Here is an 18,530-nt window from a genome sequence, read left to right on the forward strand (position 1 = left end):
TGAAAGGCTTTTTCTGGCTAATTCAAATTGTTATAAATCAATTTAAAGTTTGAGAATCTTTGACGTTAGTGTTTGTCCGTTATTGTTTTCAATTCTAACGAGATACAAACTCGGAGTCAAATCGGATATATCATAACTATCATTTTTGGTAAATTGACCTTTAAACGATTTTACGAGTTTTCCGGTAATGTCATATATATCAAGACTTTGTAAAGCCTTGTTTGTCATAAATGAATTGTTGACAGGGTTTGGATAGACGCTAAAAGTACTTTCTGAATCAAATGATTCATTGCTCAAAGTACTAGGTTGATTACCAAAAATCCTGAATTGACCTGCAGGAATATTAACAGTAGATGCACTGTAAGTAGTGCTTCCTGTTTCATCCATTAAATCATACCATGTACCTCCTGTTGGGAAGTTTGTATCTACATTTCTCGTCACCACATCAAAGTTGGCCAATACAATAACATTTCGCAATTGAGTAGTAGGAATGCTTGTGTCAAAAATATCGATTCTTGGTGTCAAGCTACCTGAGGTAATGGCATAGTCACCTTCAAATACAGGTTCATTGATCTTAAGTTGAATCAATTTAGCCCAATCATCATAGATTTGTCTTCTGTTAGAATCACTCAACCAGTTTCCAGTCCATTGAGGTTGTGGTTTCGTATCTAACTTACAATCGGGATCATTTACTGTTCCGTTAAAACATGTGAAAATTGAATTCTCCATTCCCAAAGCTCCAAAGTGCCAAATCATTTTCGGACCTGGAATTGTTATTGTAACAGCACCCAGAGCAGACATTCTAGAAAGAGCAGTATTTAGATCTCTAACATTATGAGCACCATTACTCTCGTTACCAAATGTTATGTTTCTATACATCAATCGTTCTTCGTCATGACTTTCGGCATAGCCCATTAATCGCGGTGAATTAAATCCACGACTTTGATGACCCATTCTATTGATATTGTTATCACTATTATAACCCATGGTAAGTTGGTTATATTGATGGTTCATTATTCCCCACATCATGATACCCTTACTTACGGGTTCATTCAATCTATAGTTAGCCCATTGACGTTCCTCATCATCATTACCAAGATGCTCAAAAATCACATAATGGGTTTCGTCTAAAGACCACGAATAATCAGCATAGCTTCTCAAAACATCAATACGATCTTGTTGATAAACATTCGTGCAACCAAAATCACCATCATAAGTACCGTTACCACAATTTTGAGTGAATCCTTTAGTCAAATCCCAACGGAATCCATCAATATGATATTCTTCAATCCAATGCTTGATAACACGTCTAGAATATTCTTGAGTTAAAGGTTGTTGATGGTTAAAATCATTTCCTACACTAAATGAGTGCCCTGGGAACTGATTAAAGTACGGACTGTCTGATGCTGGTCCACCCCAACCATCACCATCTGGGTCATCCATCCACATTCTTACCATTGGATTTCTTCCGAAAGCATGGTTTAAAGCTACATCAAGTATGACAGCAATACCATTTTGATGACATAAATCTACAAACTCTTTAAATTTATCAGAAGTACCATAATACTTATCTAATGCCATATGGAACGCTGTGTTGTATCCCCAACTTTCATTGCCTTCATATTCCATAATTGGCATTAACTCGATGGCATTTACGTTTAGGTCTTTAAAATAATCAATCCTATCGATTAGATCTTGATAATTTCTATTGGCATCAAAATCCCGAATCAACACCTCATAAACAACTAAATCTTCCTTTTTTGGTTTTTGAAAATTAGTGACTTGCCATGCATAAGGTGTCTGACCTGTTTGCAAAACAGTGACCTCTCTTTCCTGGCCTGCAGGATATGCAGGGATATTAGGATAGCTGTTTGCAGGTATAAATGGATCATCATAAGGTGATAAAACCAAAGTTGAATATGGATCGGCAGTCTTAACTAAACCAGGAGATCCTGAAATTGGATTAGTGTCAAAAACCCAATACTGATAAGTTTCTATTTGACCAGGAGTCAGACCTGAAATTTCTAACCAATACTTTCCAGTACTTGGGTCACGTTTCATGACATCTGAATTTCCAGGGTTATAATTGTTGAAACTACCAGCTACTTGGATAAATTCTTTTCCAGGAGCACTTAATACCAAGGTTGCTTTAGTTGGATCAGCACCATAATTGATACCATCTTCAACTCCAGCAGGTAAAGCTTCTTCTGTAACAGCAGTTACTACATAGACGTCAAAACTGATTTCTCCGGTATCAGTAGTGCTCGTAGGAGAACCGACAAATTTTACGGTCCCGCTTTCGGTAATATTTGTAAGGGTGGCATTACAGTTTGGAAAACCACAAGTTCCTGTGGTCATGGAAACATCGTTATAAAAGACTTCAAAAGAGCCCATGACAGTAGTTGATCCTTGAAATGCAATAGTAGCAGTTAACGATAAGTTATCTCCAGAATTGATTACTACTGGAGGATTTGAAGGTTGAAGAAGATTAATGCTAACACTACCTACCGGATAAATAAAATCTTCACAACCATTATCTTTTAATTCTTCAGTACCATCTAAATTTCTAAATACAATACCAATTTGTGTAGCAGCACTAGCTTGAGCTGCTGATAAACCATAATAAGTTTCAGGTGTAATTGTAATACTGAATGTACCATCTCCATTGTTTGTCATTTCACCTACACCATCATCTTGTCCCCAATTTCCAACGACACTAAAGCCAAAGGCATTTGAATTATCTCCAATTCCTGAATGCATGTATACCTTAGTAGGATTGTTTAACCCATTACAATTTGTATCCGTTGTATTATTAGTATCAACGGTAATGGTTACAGGTTCGTCAACTTCAATAGTGCCTACACTAAGTGTGACGACTTGTGATTGAGCATAGGAAGCAATAAGACATATGAGTAGTAGTATTTTTTTCATTTTCATAGGAATTAATTAAAGTTTAAAAAAAAGGCTATGACAAAACGCATAGCCTTTTTTTCTAAAAAATTTAAGTTATTCTACCGTTATGGTTAAGTTTCCAGTATCTACCGTAACTGTATACGTTCCAGGTGTACCGTTAAAGAAGAAATTACTGTCACCATCCATGGCATTGGTCAAGTCAGAATCAATTGTGTAACCATTGCCTTCATAAGTTGGATAATTAATTCCAGATGCCCAGTCACTGTTGATAGTGAAGAATCTAAACGCATCATTGGTTAAGGCAACATCACCAGAGTAAACTCCAGCTCCAGTACATGGTAATGCAACAGGAGTGTCCCATGACCAACCAGCGTCAACAACTCCCGCACCAACTAACCACAATTGCTCATATTCACATTGTAATTGCTCAGGACCTAGTGTAATAGTTTTAGCGATATCATCAACCGTTAAGAAGTATGTTCCTGGTGTTCCAACAAATTGGAAATTGCTATCACCATCCATGGCATTTACAAAATTGGAATCAATTGTATAACCATTACCTTCATAAGTTGGATAATTTGTTCCAGATCCCCAATCATTATTTACAGAGAAAAATCTAAAGGCATCGTTTGTAAACTCAACATTACCTGAGTAAGTTCCATTACCAGTACAAGGTAGGGCAACAGGAGTGTCCCAAGACCATCCAGCATCAACAATAGCAGCTCCAACTAACCATAATTGATCAAAATTACAGTTTGGACCAACTACTGGAGGTCCTAATGTGATTGTTTTGGCATCTGTATCAACTTCAATGAAATATTCACCTGGAGTACCAACAAACTGGAAGTTACTATCGCCATCCATAGCATTTACTAAGTTTGAATCAATAGTATATCCAACAGATTGGTAGTAAGGATAATTTAGACCAGAACCCCAATCACCATTAATTTCAAAAAATCTAAAGGCATCATTTACTAAATTGATGTTACCAGAATACTTAGTGCCTTGTAATGGTAATTCAATTGGAGTATCCCAAGACCATCCAGCATCTGCAGCGCCTGCACCAACAACATATAAAACAGGAGCTAATTCAACACTATAAGGTGTTACTGTAATCGTTGTCGCTTGAGAAAAACGCTCCATATTACCACCTTCCATTTCAATTGTTGCCTTAATTCTAAAGTCTAAGGCTCCAGCTTCTTCAGCAGCAAGTCCTGCATTTAGAACAACCTCATTGAATTCTTCATGGGTTTTTGAATATGAAGTTCCTTCTACACTTTCTGAAACAGCCGACGCAAAATCGCCACCATTTTCAACAAATTGAACTTCATAAACAACATCGACAGAACTATTATCGCCAAAATCAGGATCTTCCCAAGTAATATTGATAGCCTCATCATTAGGTGTTGTTTCCAAAAGGATTAATTCAAAAGTACTGTCAGGCGTAAGAATCATTGGAGGAGCTTCAGAATAAGAAGAAACGCTAAAGCTCACACTATTAGAAATCTCAGAACCTGAAGTTACACGCATGAATACTGCAAATGGTTCGAAAGCGTCAGCTCCAGCATTTAGTACAGTATTATTAAATTCAGCAACAGTCATAGAAAATCTATCTGTAGTTGAGGTACCTATAACCATTGGACTTTCAAATAATGGATCTGGAGATAATTCAACCATGTAGCCTCCTGAGCCATCAGTCAATTGATCATTCCAAACAATTGAAAATGCTTCATTGTCTGGAAAGTTGTAATTTAAATTGATGTTAGAGATTGCAGGATCCAAAAGCCTAAATGTAGCTTTAGGAGTCGTTATCTCTAAACTTTCTTCAGTTTCGCACGCTACAAATACAAAGAACAGGCTTAGTATTAACGCGCTAATTTTATAAATTTTCATAGTTTAATTTTTTTATAAGTTTAATGGAATCATGATATATTCTCCTGTAAGATCATTAAACCAGACCTCATAGTCATCTTGGACCACAACAGGAATACTACCACCACCATCGGTTGCTATTCCAGAAAATTCTGTCGAACCTCCCCAAGTGGATCCTGAACTTGTCATGATTTGAATATCACCAGGTTGTAAATTCACACTGCTAACATACCATAAATGGCTATCAAAAGATAATTGAGTCATTGGTGTATCACTTCCAATACCTGAACCTTGTAAAGTCATGCTGCTGTATACAGTAGCTCCAGATTCACTATAAGGTGCAATGGAATAAGTGTTTGATGAGAAATTAATGGTAAATGTGTAATAACCATCTGATTCTATACCAAAACGACCTGGATCACTATCTTGTGTTCCTGGATTTCCAGCAATTGCACCAGAAGTTTCAATAGGGTCGCTTCCATCAGGGTAAGCAGTTCCCCATTGTGGTTGCCATTGTCCTCTAATCTCTAAGATTTTGAATCGACCATCACCTTCTCCTCCTGCACCTTTTGTAAAAAAGCCAGTGTAATTGTATAGATTGCCATTTTCTGCATCTCTAAACAAAGGAGGATTGTTACTATTGTTATTCCAATCTGCTGACGTTCCATTTCCTACTAAATAGTAGTCTTCAAAAGCGTAATTAAAGTAAGGTTGTACTTCGAAACTAATGACATTAGAGCTAACAGGTAGACCGTTTTGCGCTCCAATTGAAGACACTACCCTTGCATATAAAGTGCTGAGTGTAAAAGGAGGTAAACCAGCAGAACCTGCTGATGAGTTCAATTCATTTACAGACAAAGTAGCTGTTGTTGTTCCTGAAACAGAAGTTGCATCTACAGGGTTTGTAAATGCCTGATCAGAAGACAATTGTACTAAGTAGTTCTCAGCTGCAGGTTGTCCATAATTTGCTTCATTCCAGCTAAAAGTAACAGCTGGATTACCTGGATTAGTAGCATCTAAAACAATCGTCGTGACTGGTAATTCTGCTAACGTAATAGGCGTTGTTGGAGTTGCTGTAAATAAATCTGAATCATCTTCACAAGAAATAGTGAAGAGCCCAAGCGTCATTGCAGCAATAAAAAATGTTATATATTTTATGTTTTTCATTGTGTTCAATTTTATTAGTATCCAGGATTTTGAGTCAGGTTTGGATTGGTTGACATACTTAAGTTTGGAATTGGATAAAGATCGAAATGATTTGGAATAGCAATACCATTACTACCATTTCCTTTCCAAGCCCAATTGTAATTACCACCTGTGTACAGACCAAAACGAATTAAGTCTTGTCTTCTGTGTGCTTCCCAGTGTAACTCTCTAGAACGTTCGTCAAGAATAAAACCTAAAGTCAATTCAGAATTAGAAATCATATTAGGGTTGTTAGCACGCATTCTAAGATCATTTATTAAGTCTACGGCAGTATCAATAGTTCCACCACCACCTCTAAGATGAGCTTCAGCGTACATTAAGTGAACGTCTGCTAATCTAAATAATGGAAAATCGGTATCCACAAAGGTTTGATCAATTCCTGCTTGACCTGTTGAAGTCACATTAGAGTACTTTTGGATGATGTATCCTGTATCTCTATCAGAAATATCTACTATTCCAATTGGTCTGTCATCTGAGATGATTGTGTTTCTATCATCATCGATAAAATCACCACCTTGCCATAATTCTGCAAATTCTCTACGAACGCGAAGAGCGCCTCCCCAGCCACCTTCGGCAACTCCAACTTCAGCACCGTTAACCTCAAGACTACCTACAGATCCATTGATCATGACAGTAGTTGGGCCATAATTTTGAGTTGAAAAACCATCAGAAATAATAGGGAATATAATTTCATTTTTAGCAGAGTTGGTATTGTTGTCTGCCATGAAGTTATGACTGTAATTTGTAGCCAATTGATATCCTGAGTTCAACAATTGCTGACAATAGTTCATACAATCAGTATATCTGTTTTCACCAACGTAAACTTCAGCGTTTAGATAAATCTTCGCTAAAATCATATAAGCAACTCCTCGATCAGCTCTACCATATTCATTTTGACCAGCAGGAAGTAAATCATCTTCAATCGCTAATAATTCACTTTCAACAAAATTAAATAATTGAGCTCTATTATATACTGGTAAAACGGCATTTAGTGGATCAGCTTCTGTTGCAAAATTAGCTTTTCCAAATAAATCCATCATGTAGTAGTACGATAAAGCTCTCAATAATCTTGCTTCAGCTCTGTAAGCTACAATTTGTTGTCTAGTAGCACTAGAAACACCTCTACTATCCAATTTTTCTGGAGTAGTTTCTCTCAAGAAATTATTTGCTAAAGCAATAGTTAGGTGAGTTCTACTATACATTCCTAATATTAAAGGGTTTTGAGCTGTCCAAATATTTCTTTGGATTTCTCTAGTTCCTGGGTCATTTTCATACGACCAGATCATTTGATCTGCTGCAAGAGTTTGCATATATAACAACACCCTTCCGAATTGACTTGTACCTGCATCAATACCCGAAATATTAGATGAACCGGCACCTTCTGTTCCTGTTAATGCTAGGTTTGCGTAAACACCAGCAATAACTTGTCTGTAAGCTGCTTCATTTTGATAAAGCTCTTCTCCTAATATGGAATCATCATCATTTGGAGTAATATTTAAATCTTCTTCACAAGAGAAAATTGTAAATACTAATAAAAATGAAATGATACCAATTTGTTTAATTCTTTTTTTCATAGTCTTTTAAAATTTGATATTAGCACCAAGTAATATATTACGAGATCTTGGGTAAATAACGTTGTCGATACCGTTAAATACTTCAGGATCTAAACCACTATATTCTGTTATCACAAATACATTTTGCATACCTGCCCAAATCCTCACAGATTTTAGGATGTCAGAGATGTCTTTAAATGTATATCCCAATGTTATGTTATCCATTTTAAGAAAAGAAGCATTTTCTAAATAAATATCAGATGTAATGACATTTGAAGTAGATTGGAAATTAGTTTCTAAAACAGATGTTGGAATGTTACCTAAAACTGAATTATCTTGAAGCAAATCATATTGTGCTCTTGATGAATTCACGTTGTTGTAAACATAGTTTCCAATGTTGGCTCTTAAATTGAAAGAGAAATCAAAATTCTTGTAATTTAAATTACTTTGGAAACCTAAAATAACGTTTGCATTTGGATCCTCTTTTAAGTAACGATCCTCATCATTGATAATATTATCACCGTTTAAGTCAGCATAAGCTCCTTCAATTGGATTTCCTTGAGGATCGTAAAGTTGTTTAAATACATAAAAAGAGTTTGGAGCTTGTCCTTCTTGAAGTAACTGAATGAAATTACCAGTTCCTCCGCTAATCCCACCTTGGGTGATGTTTGTTCCACTACCAAGACCTGTGACCTCTCTATCTAAAAGTGTTGCGTTAAAATTTAAGTCCCAGTTAAAATTGTCGTTGTTTATTGCATTGTAATCAACTGTAAATTCAAGACCTTGAATTCTCAATTCAGCAACGTTTTGAATGATGCTGTTGGTAAAGTTACTTGCATCACCAACTGGAGCTACAAGTAGCAGGTCTTCAGAATTCTTTTCGAACACGTTGATACTACCGGATACCCTATTATTAAATAAACCATAATCAATACCAAACTCTAGAGTTTTAGTCTCTTCCCATTTAATATCTGGGTTTTGAGGTGAAGGTATTAATGAAGCTATTAATTGGTTTCCAAAGAAGTAACGCGAATTTTCATTACCTCTACGATATTGACTTAAATAAATAGATCTTTCAGCTATGTCTTGCTGACCAGTAAGACCATAACTTGCTCTAAGTTTTAAATTTGAAATTGTTTTAGAGTTTTTAAGAAAATCCTCATCACTAATTCGCCATGCAAGTGCACCTGAGAAAAAGTTTCCGAATTGATTTTCTTCACTAAAACGTGAGGTACCATCTCTTCTGTAAGTTGCAGTAAGTAAGTACTTATCTAAAAATGTTAAGTTGACTCTTCCAATATATCCAAGATTTACAACATCAGGATCTGCAAAACTATCATAAACACTCAATGGGTCTGCTTGGTTACCAGTAGTAAATCCGTTATAGGTAAACCTTTGATATGAATAACCAGCTGTTACATCAGCTTCAATATCACCAAAATCTTTTTTGTAGTTAAAATACCCATCTAAAGACTGGTTTTTTCTGATTTGATATTCCAAATATTTATTGGAATCAACAGGGTCATTAGTTGCAAAAACTGCATTGTTATCTTGATAACCTTGTGTTTGATCGAACCCAAGATTAAGAACGAATCTCAATTCAGGTAAAAAATGGAATTTGTAATCTAAATTAATGTTTCCAAAGAAGCGTTCTGCATCACCACGATTATCTGTTTGTAATAATTGAGCTACAGGGTTAGTAGTCCCTAATAAAAGCTCACCGCTATCACCAAGATGTTGGTAAAAACCACCAAATGGAGAAGATGGATCGTAAACAGGTTGCGTAGGGTCATATTGTAAAGCAGAAGCTATGGCTCCTTCACTAGCAAATCTATTGTCCTCAAAAGCCAAATTAGCATTAACGTTAACTTTTAAATGGTCATCAAAAAAAGTTGGGTTTAATGCTAATGAAAGGTTTCGTCTGTCAAATTGAGATGTTAAAAGCGCTCCTTCTTGATCGGTAACACCGAACGAAAAACGTGCAGGAATAGCCTTAAACAAAGAACCTCTTAAGGTCACATTATGGATGGCCGAAACTGTTTTTCTAAACACTTCGTCTTGCCAGTTTGTATCACTATTGCCTAATTGTGATACAAAAGAACTTGGCAAGTCGCTTGAGTTGATTAAATCTCTGTACTCATCTGCTGAAAAAACGTCAATTCTGTCATTTAGCTCCCCAAAAGTAAACTGAACATCATAGTCTGCACTAAATGTAGATTTACCTTTTTTAGTCACGATGATGATGACACCATTAGATGCACGTGAACCGTAAATAGCGGTTGCGGAGGCATCTTTAAGAACCGTGAAGGATTCAATATCGTTAGGGTTTATGTTTGCTAAAATACTTCTTGAACCACCAACGTTGTCATTAGTGATAGGTAATCCATCGATTACGATCAAAGGGTTGTTAGAAGCATTAATTGATGATCCACCTCTAATTCTAATTTCAGAACCAGAACCTGGAGCACCACTTGTATTAACAGAAATACCAGCGACTCTACCTTGTAAAAGGTTCTCTGGAGTTACAATATTACCTTTCGTGAAATCTTCAGCTGTTACAGATTCAACAGAGCCTGTGGCATCTTTCTTGGTTGTTGTACCATAACCAATAATTACGATTTCATCCAATTGTGCCGCGTCTTCTACAAGGGCTACGTCTATAGTAGATTGATCGCTATAAGTAATCTCTTGTGTTATGTAGCCTAAATAAGAAAATACAAGGACATCTCCTTCGTTAACAGTAATGGAATAATTTCCATCAAAATCGGTCGATGCTCCTGTAGTAGTACCCTTTACAAGAATGTTTACTCCTGGTAAAGGTGATGCGTCAGCTTGATCTGTTACTGTTCCAGTAACTGTTCTTTGCGCAAGCAAAGTAGCAGGTACCAAAATCATAACAAAAATCAAACTATTTAAAAATGTTTTCATACACTATTATTAAGTTAATTTCTAGTTAAAATGTTAGTTATATTTTCACTTCTTGGGTTAAAATTATGTAAATTTTGCGTAAAATCTGTATTAGGTAGATTCTATTCGAAAGACGAAAACGTTTTCGTGTTAAAAACTTTTTCTATTTTAACAGAAATCAATAAAACACAGTCTCACTTTACCAATTTTATAATAAAGTAATATCTTTATTGCCATATAAGGAAATTTAGAAAGCAACCTTTTTTACAAAATACGAAAAAATAAACAAAATCATTGTGAAATATTTGATTTCGTTTTAATCCCATTCTTACATAATTATACAAATGAAACGGAAGGTAACGCTAAAACAAATAGCAAAGGAGCTCGATGTGTCTATTTCGACAGTGTCCAAGGCGCTTAGAAACAGTATCGAAATCAGTGAAGATACACGTCAAAAGGTTCAGGCGTTTGCAAAACTTTACAACTACAGACCCAACAACATTGCTCTAAGTCTGAAAAACAGGAAGACAAAAACCATAGGAATTATAATTCCTGAAATTGTTCACCATTTCTTCTCCAAGGTTATTACTGGTATTGAGCTCGTTGCCAATAATCGAGGTTATAACGTTATTGTAGGGCTTTCTAACGAATCATTTGATAAGGAAGTGATCAATATGCAAATGCTGGCAAATGGCAGTATTGACGGATTCATATTGTCCATATCTAAAGAAACCCTACAACAACAAGATTACCATCATTTTCAAGAAACGATTAATCAAGGAATGCCAATTGTTATGTTCGATCGTGTTGTGCAAGATATTCCTTGTGATAAGGTCATTGTTGATGACATGAAGGGTGCTCAAAAGGCAGTTGAAAAGCTTATTGATAATGGCTGTAAGCATATTGGCTTGATTACAACGATGGACTACGTAAGCGTTGGTCGTTTGCGAACACAAGGCTACTTATTGGCTTTAGAAGATCATAAAATGAATCCTGAAGCTACATTGATTCTAAAAGTAGAGGATAAACTAATGTCAGATGAGCACCTTGATGCTCTCGAAAAGGAAATCCTAAATCTCTTTAAGTCAAATAAAAAGATAGATGGCATATTTGCTGTTAACGAATTGTATGCCGTAACGGCTATGAAAGTGGCTCGGAAGCTTGGGATTAGTATTCCTGAAGATTTACAAATTGTCAGTTTTAGTGATGGTGTGCTTTCAAAACACTCTTCGCCAAGCTTGACAACAGTAAGTCAACATGGTCAGGAGATAGGTGAAAAGGCGGCCCATTTGCTTATCGATCGGTTGGAAATGGACGAAGACGATGTCAATGAAGAGGAGCACTACGAAACTGTGATTATTGAAACAGAACTTATTGAGCGCGAATCCACCAAATCCTAAATTTAACATCCAATAATCAAAAACTTTACTATCTTTACACCTTAATCAAAACTTATATTTTCACTTCTTACCTTAAGTTTTGATAAGTTTTAACGCTTGTCAATAGTATTAATCAATACATACTATTATGAAAAAGCGCACACTTGGTTTCTGGGAAATCTGGAATATGAGTTTCGGGTTTCTAGGGATTCAAATGGGATTTGCCCTTCAAAATGCTAATGTTAGCCGTATATTCCAAACTTTAGGAGCTCATATTGAAGATATTCCTATACTTTGGGTTGCTGCACCTTTAACAGGTCTTATTGTTCAGCCAATCATTGGGTATTTCAGTGACAAAACATGGCATCCTAAGTTAGGACGTCGTAGACCATATTTTTTGGTTGGGGCGATTTTAGCTTCATTAGCCTTATTTATAATGCCGAATTCTCCAATGCTCTGGTTTGCAGCAGGAATGTTGTGGATTATGGATGCATCTATTAATGTTTCCATGGAGCCTTTTAGAGCCTTTGTGGGAGACAATCTGCCAAATGAACAATTGACAAAAGGGTTTGCTATGCAGAGCTTTTTTATTGGAGTTGGTGCTTATGTCGCTTCTAAATTGCCTGAGTTTATGACAGCTATTGGAATTTCAAACACTGCACCTGAAGGTGTCATTCCAGATACCGTAAAGTATTCCTTTTACATTGGAGGTGTTGCGTTTTTAATTGCGGTGTTGTGGACGGTTTTCAAGTCAAAGGAATACTCTCCAGAAGAAATAGCAGCTTTTGAATCTGAATCTGGCGATACAGAGTTTCAGCAAGAAGAAAAAACATTAGAATGGTATAAGAATAATGGAAAATCGCACTTAACTATTGGAGCTATAACAACTTTAATAGGATTGGCAGCAACATATTGCATCTACTATTTTGAGCTAAAGAAAGATTTGTTTGTATTGTCATTAGGTCTTGTGACCCTCGGTGGATTGGCATTGGTCGTTTCGGGTCTTTTTCAACAAAGAAACAACGTCAATAATGGCTTTGTAACCATTATGAATGATTTTCAGTCGATGCCTAAAGTTATGAAGCAATTGGCTTGGGTTCAGTTTTTTTCATGGTTTGCCTTGTTTTCAATGTGGATTTATACCACAGGTGCAATCACTGAACATATTTATGGAACAACCGATACCACAACAGAGGCTTACAATACTGGAGCGAATCAAGTAGGTGCCATGTTCGCAAATTATAATTTGATTGCCGCTATTGTTGCTTTTTTATTGCCATTGGTAGCCAAGAAAACCAGTAGAAAATTCACACACTTTCTTGCACTTGTAGCTGGTGGATTTGGATTGATTTCAATTTATTTTATTTCCGAACCTAGTACATTCATGATTGAATGGCTTCCTATGATTGGAGTTGGTATAGCTTGGGCGAGTATTCTTAGTATTCCTTATGCGATGTTATCTGGAGCTTTGCCTGCCAATAAAATGGGATATTACATGGGCGTTTTTAACTTCTTTATTGTTATACCACAACTTGTTGCGGCTTCAATCTTAGGGTTTTTAGTTTCAAAATTTTTCGGAAATCAACCTGTCTATGCACTTCTTATAGGAGGTGCTTCCATGATTTTGGCAGGTTTAATAGCACTAACAGTCAGTGATAAAGAAACAACAAAAAATGGGTAAAAAAGGATTCATATTTGATCTTGATGGTGTAATCGTTGACACTGCTAAATATCATTTTTTAGCTTGGAAAAAACTTGCCAATAGTATTGGTGTTGACTTCACCGAAACTCAAAATGAACAATTAAAAGGCGTGAGTCGTGTTCGTTCCTTGGAGAAAATATTGGATTGGGGAAACAAGACCTTAACAGAAGAGGAGTTTTCTCAACTCATGGCTAAAAAGAATGAAGACTATCTAAGTTATATCAATAAAATGGATGCTTCTGAAATTCTTCCAAATGTCTCCAAGGTATTGGATTACTTAATCGAGCAACAACAACCTATAGCTTTAGGCTCCGCGAGTAAAAATGCAAAACCAATACTTGAAAAGGTAGATTTATTATCTGCTTTTGATGCTATTGTAGATGGTAATGATGTGTCTAAGGCAAAACCTGATCCAGAAGTCTTTCTAATAGGAGCAAAACTTTTAAATGTGAAACCAGAAGACTGTATCGTTTTTGAAGATTCAGTGGCTGGAATACAAGCGGCTAATGTTGCCAATATGATCTCCATTGGTATTGGTGATCACGATATTCTGCATGAAGCAGATTATAATTTTAAAAACTTTACTGAAATGGATAACACCTTTTTAAAAGGAATTATTTCAGGAACGATCCAAAAAAAACAATAATAACCTATTGTATCAATCAAAATTGATTTAAAGAACTAATGAACAAGAACTATATCATAAAAGATAATTGGTCAATCATCGAAGAAGGATTTGACCCAAAGCATGTAAAGTCTTCCGAAAGTTTAATGAGCTTGGGGAATGGTGCAATGGGACAACGTGCTAATTTTGAAGAACAATATTCGGGAGAAACATTTCAGGGCAGTTATGTGGCTGGCGTGTATTACCCAGACAAAACCAGAGTAGGTTGGTGGAAAAATGGTTACCCAGAATATTTCGCCAAAGTATTAAATGCTGCCAATTGGATTGGAATTGATGTCTATATCAATGACGAACCATTAGATTTAGCTAAATGTAGAGAGGTCAAGGAATTTAGAAGAGAGCTAAATATGAAAGAAGGTTGGCTATCAAGACGTTTTGTTGCGACGCTTCCAAATTTCATTGAAGTGAAGGTCGAAACCAAACGCTTTTTAAGTTTGGACGAAGATGAAGTCGGAGCTATTCAATATAATGTGACTCCAATCAACCAAGATGTCAATATTCGTTTTACGCCATATCTAGATAATGGTATCACTAACGAAGATTCCAATTGGGATGATAAGTTTTGGGATATTTTAAGTGTTGATCATCAGCATGATCAAGCTTACATCGTCTCTAAAACTATGAAAACCCATTTTCATGTGTGTACAGCCATGCAGACCCAAGTGTCTTTAAACGGACAAACACTGCATTTAGACAAAACAGTTAATGCCACAACCGATAAAATAGAGTTTGTTTACAACAAAGAAGTTGGTAAAGGCAATACTTTAACATTAACGAAATTTGGAGGTTATACGTCCGATCGCAACCACGATAAGAACACACTAGTTGAAGTTTCCAAAAACACTTTAGAAAAGGTTTCCGAATTAGGATTTGAAGTGTTGTTGAATAATCAAAAGCAAGCTTGGGCCAAAATTTGGGACATGGCAGATATTACCATCGATGGAGATGTAGCTGCACAACAAGGAATACGCTTCAATATTTTTCAGCTCAATCAAACCTATCTTGGTAAAGATGCACGCTTAAATATCGGTCCGAAAGGATTCACTGGTGAAAAGTATGGTGGAAGTACCTATTGGGATACAGAAGCTTATTGCTTGCCTTTCTACATGGCAACTAAAGATCAAAATGTTGCAAAGAGTTTGTTGGAATACCGATACAATCATTTGGAAAAGGCGATTGAAAATGCCGAAAAACTCGGATTTAAAAATGGTGCTGCTCTATATCCAATGGTAACTATGAATGGCGAGGAATGCCATAACGAATGGGAAATTACCTTTGAGGAAATCCATAGAAATGGTGCCATAGCTTTTGCAATTTATAATTACCATCGCTTCACAGGTGATTATAGTTACATTCCTCAAAAGGGCTTGGAAGTTTTAATAGGCATCGCTAGATTCTGGCACCAACGCGCTAATTTTTCTTCTCACCTTAATAAGTATGTCATTCTCGGTGTTACTGGTCCGAATGAATATGAAAACAATGTCAATAATAACTGGTATACAAATTACATCGCGAAATGGTGTATTGACTATACCTTAGAAAATATCTCAAAAATCGAAAGCGATTATAGTTCAGATTATACAAGAATCATGAATAAGGTCAAGCTTTCTAAAGCAGAGATGGCAGAATGGAAAACCGTTGCAGACCAAATGTTTTTTCCTTACAGTGAAGAGCATCAAGTGTATTTGCAACAAGATGGCTTCCTAGATAAGGAACTTATTACTGTTTCTGATTTGCCAAAAAGTGAACGTCCAATCAATCAGAACTGGTCATGGGATCGCATCTTACGTTCGCCATACATTAAGCAAGCCGATACCTTACAAGGGTTTTACTTTTTTGAAGACCATTTTTCTACGGAAGAATTAGAGCGCCATTTTGATTTTTACGAACCATTTACGGTTCATGAAAGTTCATTGTCGCCTTGTGTACATAGTATTCAGGCAGCTAAGTTAAACCGAATGGAACAAGCCTACGCTTTTTACTTGCGAACTTCAAGATTAGATCTTGATGATTATAATCATGAGGTTGAGGAAGGACTTCATATTACCTCAATGGCAGGAACTTGGATGAGTATTGTTGAGGGCTTTGGAGGAATGCGCGTCGTAGATGATATGCTCTCTTTTGAACCTAAGATTCCTGAACAATGGGAGGGCTATTCATTTAAAATCAACTTTAGAAACCAAATTCTAAAGGTGAATGCGTGTAAAGGACATACGCATTTTGAATTGGAAGGTGATAAGGATTTAAAAATCTTGGTTAATGGTAAACACGTAACCATCAGCCCAAACAGTTTAGTGTCAGTTTAATAAATGAACTTGTAGGCTTTTAGTTTGCAGGTTGTAAAAATAATTTAAGCATGAGTAATACCAAATTCAATAGTTTCGGAATTATGGTGCTGTTATGCCTTGTGTTTACCTGCAAGCAAGCCAATCAAGACAAGCCATCAGAAAATTATAGTTCAAATGAACTGATTGATCAAACAGACATCGATCGTATAGAACCACCAAATTGGTGGACGGGTTTTAAGAATGATAACCTTCAATTGTTGGTGCATCATCCAAATATAGCTGCGTTTAAGCCTTCAATTGATTACAGAGGTGTGTCTATTGAAAATGTTAGTAAAGCTACACAAAGTCAAAACTATGTGTTTATTGATTTGGTCATTTCAGAAAATGCATCTGCTGGAAAATTCAATATTGTTTTCGAAAATGAAAATGGTGACAAGTTAATTGATGTATACGAATTGAAAGAACGCCAAAAGCCAGCTGAAGAATATATTGGGTTTAATAGTTCGGATGCGATTTACCTTATTACACCAGATCGTTTTGCAAATGCCAATCCTTCAAATGATTCTGTTGCAGGTTTAAATGAACAAGGTATCGATAGAACCCATGGTTATAAACGACATGGTGGCGATTTACAAGGAATTATCAATCATTTGGATTATATCGAAAACCTAGGTTTTACTTCTGTTTGGCCTTGTCCAGTATTGACCAACGATATGTATCAAGGGTCTTATCATGGCTATGCTATAACCGATTACTATCAAGTAGATCCTCGGTTTGGAACTTTGGAAGATTATAAAAACCTAGCTTCAAATATTAATGAAAGAGGCATGAAACTCATCATGGATCAAGTTGCTAATCACTGTGGTTTGGAGCATTGGTGGATGAAGGATTTACCGTTTGAAGATTGGGTGAATTATCAAGCCCATTATGAAGCTAATAAAGACAACTGGAACAACGAAGTCGTCATTCGCTCATCACACAGAAGAACAGCGAATCAAGATATGTATGCTTCTGAATTGGATCAAAAGGAAATGAACGATGGTTGGTTTGTTCAAGGGATGCCAGACCTTAATCAACGCAATCCGTTTATGGCACATTACATCATTCAGAATAGTATTTGGTGGATTGAAACCTTACAGCTTGGAGGTATTCGACAAGATACGTATCCATATCCAGATAAGGAATTTATGAGTGATTGGGCTGGAGCCATTATGACCGAATACCCAAATTTCAATATTGTAGGAGAAGAGTGGTCTAGCAATCCGTTACTCATTGCTTATTGGCAAGATGGTCATAACAATGCTGATGGCTATGATTCCAATTTGAGATCTACAATGGACTTCGCCATGCAGGAGATAGTGGTTTCTGGAATCAAAAACCAAGAAACATGGGGAACTGGATTGAAAGAACTTTATGTCGGTTTGGCAAATGATTTCAATTATACGCGCCCTGAAGATATTATGGTGTTTCCTGATAATCATGATATGAGTCGCATTTTTACACAAATGGATGGTGACATTACCAATACAAAAATGGCATTGAGTTATTATGCCGTTTTGCCAAGAATTTTTCAAATGTATTACGGAACGGAAATTCTTATGGACGATTTTGAAAAGCGAGGTGACCATGGTTTGATTAGAACCGATTTTCCGGGTGGTTGGGAAGGAGATAAAGTGAATGCTTTTTCTGGAGACAATTTAGCTCAAGAAAAAAAGGAGATGCAGAATTTTGTAAAGTCACTTATAAACTTCAGAAAGAAAAGTAAAGCGATTCACAACGGTAAAACCATTCATTTCGCACCCCAAAATAGTGTCTATCTATTGGCTAGAGCGAACGATGAAGAAACCGTTATTCATATATTAAATAAAAATGACACACCATATATATTAGATTTAAAACGCTTCAATGAACTCGGGTTGGAAGGAAAAACAATTAAAAATGTATTTTCAGAAGATACCATGACATGGACTGACCAAATGGAACTTGACGGAAAGGGAAGCTACCTATTCACTACAAAACTATAGC

10 protein-coding genes are annotated in these 18,530 nt (G+C 36.2%); 5 read left to right on the plus strand and 5 right to left on the minus strand.

Features of this window, described 5'->3' with window-relative positions; genetic code table 11:
• Window positions 1-42: 42 nt before the first annotated feature.
• The 5 genes from AB9K26_RS14835 to AB9K26_RS14855 all read right to left on the minus strand — a co-directional run bounded on the left by AB9K26_RS14835 (window position 43) and on the right by AB9K26_RS14855 (window position 10,472).
• Window positions 43-2,931 (minus strand): alpha-amylase family glycosyl hydrolase, encoded by a 2,889-nt coding sequence (locus tag AB9K26_RS14835; RefSeq protein ID WP_369973355.1) that lies wholly within the window; start codon window positions 2,929-2,931, stop codon window positions 43-45.
• Between the two features lie 75 nt (window positions 2,932-3,006).
• Window positions 3,007-4,806, minus strand: coding sequence for a SusE domain-containing protein (locus AB9K26_RS14840; RefSeq protein WP_369973356.1), 1,800 nt, complete (start codon window positions 4,804-4,806; stop codon window positions 3,007-3,009).
• Between the two features lie 12 nt (window positions 4,807-4,818).
• On the minus strand, window positions 4,819-5,952 hold the full coding sequence (locus tag AB9K26_RS14845; protein WP_369973357.1) for a SusE domain-containing protein: 1,134 nt from the start codon (window positions 5,950-5,952) through the stop codon (window positions 4,819-4,821).
• Window positions 5,953-5,966: 14 nt separating this feature from the next.
• On the minus strand, window positions 5,967-7,565 hold the full coding sequence (locus AB9K26_RS14850; RefSeq protein ID WP_369973358.1) for a RagB/SusD family nutrient uptake outer membrane protein: 1,599 nt from the start codon (window positions 7,563-7,565) through the stop codon (window positions 5,967-5,969).
• A gap of 6 nt (window positions 7,566-7,571) precedes the next feature.
• Window positions 7,572-10,472, minus strand: coding sequence for a SusC/RagA family TonB-linked outer membrane protein (locus AB9K26_RS14855; RefSeq protein WP_369973359.1), 2,901 nt, complete (start codon window positions 10,470-10,472; stop codon window positions 7,572-7,574).
• Window positions 10,473-10,795: 323 nt separating this feature from the next.
• Between AB9K26_RS14855 and AB9K26_RS14860 the strand changes: the two genes are divergently transcribed.
• The 5 genes from AB9K26_RS14860 to AB9K26_RS14880 all read left to right on the plus strand — a co-directional run bounded on the left by AB9K26_RS14860 (window position 10,796) and on the right by AB9K26_RS14880 (window position 18,529).
• Window positions 10,796-11,851: a LacI family DNA-binding transcriptional regulator gene (locus tag AB9K26_RS14860; protein ID WP_369973360.1), complete on the plus strand. Its 1,056-nt coding sequence runs from the start codon at window positions 10,796-10,798 to the stop codon at window positions 11,849-11,851.
• 127 nt (window positions 11,852-11,978) lie between these two features.
• Complete coding sequence (locus AB9K26_RS14865) at window positions 11,979-13,511, plus strand: MFS transporter (RefSeq protein WP_369973361.1); 1,533 nt, start codon at window positions 11,979-11,981, stop codon at window positions 13,509-13,511.
• On the plus strand, window positions 13,504-14,178 hold the full coding sequence (pgmB, locus tag AB9K26_RS14870) for a beta-phosphoglucomutase (protein ID WP_369973362.1): 675 nt from the start codon (window positions 13,504-13,506) through the stop codon (window positions 14,176-14,178). Before AB9K26_RS14865 ends, pgmB begins: the two co-directional genes overlap by 8 nt.
• 38 nt (window positions 14,179-14,216) lie before the next feature.
• Entirely contained in the window at window positions 14,217-16,523 is a 2,307-nt protein-coding gene (locus tag AB9K26_RS14875) for a glycoside hydrolase family 65 protein (protein ID WP_369973363.1), read from the plus strand.
• 50 nt (window positions 16,524-16,573) lie between these two features.
• Complete coding sequence (locus AB9K26_RS14880) at window positions 16,574-18,529, plus strand: glycoside hydrolase family 13 protein (protein ID WP_369973364.1); 1,956 nt, start codon at window positions 16,574-16,576, stop codon at window positions 18,527-18,529.
• The last annotated feature ends 1 nt before the right edge of the window (window position 18,530 follow it).

The sequence above is a fragment of the Psychroserpens sp. XS_ASV72 genome (assembly GCF_041224425.1).
Lineage (GTDB): Bacteria > Bacteroidota > Bacteroidia > Flavobacteriales > Flavobacteriaceae > Psychroserpens.